Genomic DNA, 4,461 nt, shown 5'->3' with positions numbered 1-4,461 from the left:
CGAGAAAGCCACAATTCGCAAGGTAGCTCAAGCCCTAGGAATTTCTGAAGAAGTTGTCCAGGAAATTGAAAACCTCTATCTGGAAGAACAGCGCGTCAAGGAGAAACGTATTGCCTTATGTTTACCAAATGGTAATCCTTTTGAGTAAACAATTGCTTTTTCAGTACCCATAGCAAGTCATATTGGGGTGACAGAAGTACTTTTTCCAGCACAACCTATGCTGGGAAAAGTATTAGTACAATTCGTCAGAAGTACGCTCGTTAGAAGGCAGAAGGCGTAAAAGCTTTTATTGTAAGCTTCTGGTCTGTTACTAATGGTTGCCTTATTTACAACGCGCTGTACTAGAGATTTTTCTATTTCTCTTCTGGCACTATCCAGATTAAGCAGTGTAAACACGACGTTAATAGTAATTTTGAAAACACTTCAACCATTACAAGTTAAATGTAATGGACATGGAAATAAACAATTTGTAACGATGGATGCCTATGGATTTCCAAGGGAAAGTTATGAACCAAAGAAAGTCAGAAAAGATTGGAAAGCCGGAGACATTATTAGAGTGACAAAAAAAGATGGAACCATGTTAATGGGAAGGGTAAAAAAAGCAGCTAAAAAGCTTGTATACATTCCATTTGGAGGGAAAGAAGCAAGCTTTAGTTCAGAGAATGCCAGAGCTATACATAAGTCTGATGGATATAAGTATAATTTTGCTGCAATTGACTCTGAATTACTCCAAAAAATAGCAACTTAATCACACGGGGAGATTCCTTCACAAGATGATAATTTTTCTTTGGTGAGTTGCGCTGTTACACCAGGCTTTGATTTTAACAACTTTGAGTTGGCAGAAAGCAAAGTGTTCCCTCAGATACACTGGGAGTTCTTATGAATGAAGTTTTTGTGAGATAGAAAGGCTTAGGAGTTACCTAAAGGGGTTGGTGATGTTCGTCTCTTCAGAAGCGGTTCTTGTGCTAGAGCGTTTAGAAAAAGAAGCACAAACATATTCTGTTCCAGAAGGTTCGCCAGGTCATGAAGGTGTTTGGACTCCTGATGGACAAATTAGATACTGGCAAGTACTGCCCACAACTGGAGGATTATTGCATTACTTAGCTAAAGGAAAAAAAGCCAAAGCCATTTTAGAGCTTGGTTGCTCAGCTGGTTACTCATCAATTTGGTTAGGTCTTGCAGCTGTCGCGAGTTTAGGTAAAGTCCATACAGTAGATATGGCACAGGCAAAAGTTAACATGGCTAGACAAAACATTTTGGAGGCAGGATTAGATAATGCGATCAGCGTTTATCATATGAATGCGTTAAAATTCTTAGAATTGAATAATCAAAAATACGATTTTGTTTTTCTAGATGCAGACGAAAACTACATTCGATATTTCTATCATATAAATGAGATTCTTGAGCCTGGTGGTTTACTAATCGCAGATAATGCTGTTAACTATAAGTATTTAATGAAAGACTTTTTGGAGACAATAAGCAATAGTATGCAAGATCGGGGTTCTGTTTATCATATAGATAACGGGCTGGCAATATATGAGAAGATTAACTAATAACCAAAAAGTAAATTTTATTTTGTTTGTAAGTGTATTAGCAGATGCGATTGGTTTTGGTCTAATACTCCCGTTGCTACCATTTTACGCTTTAAAGTTTGGAGCCTCAGCTAGTACAATCACACTTCTTTTTAGTGTATACTCGTTGCTCCAGTTTAGCTGTGCGCCCTTATGGGGTATGATGAGCGATCGCTTTGGACGACGTCCAACGTTATTGCTTAGTTTAATCGGTAGCAGTTTTGCCTTTCTGTGGTTGAGCCAAGCTAATACCCTATGGATGCTATTTGGCAGTCGCATACTGGAAGGGATAATGGCAGCAAGCTTTCTGCTGGCAATTGTCTATCTTTCTAAGATTACAACCAAGGAAAATCGCACAAAGGACATGGGTGTAGTTGTAGCTGCATTGGGGCTAGGCTTATGTTTGGGTCCTGCTATCAGCTCATTTTTAGTTGGTTCAGATCCCCAACATCCTAATTTGACGCTGCCACCTTTATTTGCATCTGGTCTGTCAGCAATAGGATTTATCATTGCTTTCCTAGGTCTACCTGAACTTATAAAAACTCAAGCTAAAACTCAAGAATTACCACATCGATCTAGCTTTGTGACGTTTTTGGAAATCTTCAATGTTCCACCTACAGGTATCGTCCTATTCTTATCGTTTTCGATCATGTTTGTGGGGGTGGGAATACAACCTATCCTTGCAATCTGGAGTAACCAAAAGTTGGGGTGGGGACCTAAGGAAATTGGCTATACCTATATTTTTTGGGGAGGAATGGCGGTGTTTGTCCAAGCGAAGTTAGTCGGGCCTTTAACTAAAAGATTTGGTGAAGCCAACTCACTGTTTGGCGGGCTGGCTGTATTAGGGTTTGGAGTATTTTTGATCCCTTTTTCAACTAATCTACCGTTGGTATTGGGAGCAGTTACCGTAATGAGCATTGGCTTTTCGCTTTGTAGACCTCTGTTAATTAGTTTGCTCTCTCAGTCTGCTGGAGCCAAGCGGCAAGGTGAGGTTCTAGGATTTGCAGAATCAGCCTCAAGTTTAGGAAAGATGGTTGGGCCACTTGTAGCGGGGTTCGCATACACAAGCTTGAGTCCTGATTGGTCGTTTTGGAGTGGAACAATAGTTATGGCAGTAGCCAGCATCTTTGGTTGGTATGTAGCGACAGCATCAAGCTTATCTTCTGTTACCACTAAGCAGCGCCAACGCAAAATTAAGAAGCTATTTGATTTGTTAGACCATAACAAAAATGGGCTAATTGAGCTAAGAGACTTTCAGGAGGGTTTTCAGGCAATTGCAGATATTAGGAACTGGACGCCTGACTCTTCAGACTATGGGATAGCTAATTCATTTTGGGTTGGATTGCATAATAAGATGCAAAGTTTAATAGATACTAATGGAGATGGCATAATTACGATGGAGGAATGGCAAGAATATATGACTAGCCGTTTAGATCGTGATTTTGCTGACTCGTTTACAAAATTAATTGATATCAATGAAGACGGAGAAGATTGTCTCAAGAAGCTGAAAATGTTGTATCATAATTACAAAATTGATAAAAACCAAGATCCAGCAGTATTTGAAGAATTTGATTTTCACCCATATACACATATTTCTGAAGATGAGATAAGTGAAATAATAGATCAGTTCATGTATAGTGATGAGTTGAAGTCATCTGTAAACTTGGTAGCAGCTTCTTAATATCAACGATACAATCTTCTGTCCCTTAACTTCATTAATGCCTTCCCCGCTTCATAGAATGCTCGTTCTACCTTGGGTTCTAGATGTATGCGATCGCGTTGGGTTTTGGACGTTCAGAACAGAGAGTGGGATTGATGGCCTACCACCCAAGCTATTGGCTTATCTTAGTGCCATTCGTCTATAGTCTTTTCTGAAAGAATCTCTAATAACTCATTCAGAAAAGTAATAGCTTTTTGAAATTCATAATCTTTCGATGAACCACTGACAAGAACCATCTGATTGAACTATCCGCTAAACTTTTTTGCTCTATGTATTGACTTTTATTTGTAAGTGTGATATAAATAGTGATAGTGGAAATAACCACTCTGTTACAAAGTACAAATAAGCGAGAAAATCAATGACATCTGATTCAACCCGCAAAATGATAGGTAATTGGTTTTACAGACAATCACTCAATTTTAAGCAACAACCAGCTGATGATGTAATAGAATATTTTGCCAAAGCACTGCTGATAGCTGCTAAAGGAGATAGAGTCCTCTCACAAGCTGAAAGAGACTGGGTAGTCGGCTTAACCGCAGCAAAGGGAGGTTCAGAGCAGTTAATCGAAGAGTTAAAAAACTACTCCGCAGATGAGGATGTAGAGCAGGTAATAGCAAGCCATCCTTTTAGTGACCAAGGAAGAAGAACCTTAATTTACACTGCCATTCAAGCTTGTGGTGCTGATGGTGAATACAACGAAGCTGAAAAAGCATGTATACGCAAAATAGCCGCTCTATTAAAAGTTTCTGAGGATGTAGTCAAGGAAATAGAAGAGCTTTGTGAACAGGAAAAGGCTCAGTTCCAAAAAAGAATTAAACTACTCTATCCCGATGGGCATCCTTTGCTTGTCGAGGATAACAACAACTAGCAGTCATCTTAGGTTCTCAAGTTAGAGGGTGTTTGAAAAGTCGATGAAGGTATAATTTGTCATTCTGAGTGGAGCGGTAGCGGAACGTAGACGCGGTAGCGGCTTCTCGCAGAGTAGAATCTATGATTTCGGGCAAATACTGAGATGTTTCACTCCGCTTCGCTGCGTTCAACATGACACCTAAAAATAACGGGAGATTGGTAGCCCCGTCAATTTATTGCGGGGCGGAAAATCGACACGAGCGGTTTTAACCGCAGTCAATATTAAGCTTAACTAATGTTGATTCTTGACATTGGTGAAGA

At 39.6% G+C, this 4,461-nt stretch carries 5 protein-coding genes; all 5 read left to right on the top strand.

Annotated features, from left to right (window positions below):
* The first annotated feature begins 412 nt into the window (after nt 1-412).
* The 5 genes from MiSe_RS47835 to MiSe_RS47820 all read left to right on the top strand — a co-directional run bounded on the left by MiSe_RS47835 (nt 413) and on the right by MiSe_RS47820 (nt 4,159).
* Entirely contained in the window at nt 413-748 is a 336-nt protein-coding gene (locus tag MiSe_RS47835; protein WP_226594336.1) for a hypothetical protein, read from the top strand.
* 12 nt (nt 749-760) lie between these two features.
* Nucleotides 761-883 carry a cupin domain-containing protein gene (locus tag MiSe_RS53470; RefSeq protein WP_373873042.1) on the top strand — a complete coding sequence of 41 codons (123 nt, stop codon included), beginning with the start codon at nt 761-763 and terminating at the stop codon, nt 881-883.
* A gap of 52 nt (nt 884-935) precedes the next feature.
* Nucleotides 936-1,553: an O-methyltransferase gene (locus MiSe_RS47830; RefSeq protein WP_226594333.1), complete on the top strand. Its 618-nt coding sequence runs from the start codon at nt 936-938 to the stop codon at nt 1,551-1,553.
* Nucleotides 1,537-3,252: an MFS transporter gene (locus MiSe_RS47825; RefSeq protein WP_226594331.1), complete on the top strand. Its 1,716-nt coding sequence runs from the start codon at nt 1,537-1,539 to the stop codon at nt 3,250-3,252. The genes MiSe_RS47830 and MiSe_RS47825 overlap by 17 nt, the downstream gene beginning before the upstream one ends.
* A gap of 397 nt (nt 3,253-3,649) precedes the next feature.
* The gene (locus tag MiSe_RS47820; protein WP_226594328.1) at nt 3,650-4,159 is read left to right on the top strand and encodes a TerB family tellurite resistance protein; all 510 of its coding nucleotides are present in this window, start codon (nt 3,650-3,652) and stop codon (nt 4,157-4,159) included.
* The last annotated feature ends 302 nt before the right edge of the window (nt 4,160-4,461 follow it).

The sequence above is a fragment of the Microseira wollei NIES-4236 genome (assembly GCF_020521235.1).
Classification (GTDB): domain Bacteria; phylum Cyanobacteriota; class Cyanobacteriia; order Cyanobacteriales; family Aerosakkonemataceae; genus Microseira; species Microseira wollei.
This window is presented reverse-complemented; position numbering and strand designations above follow the sequence as displayed.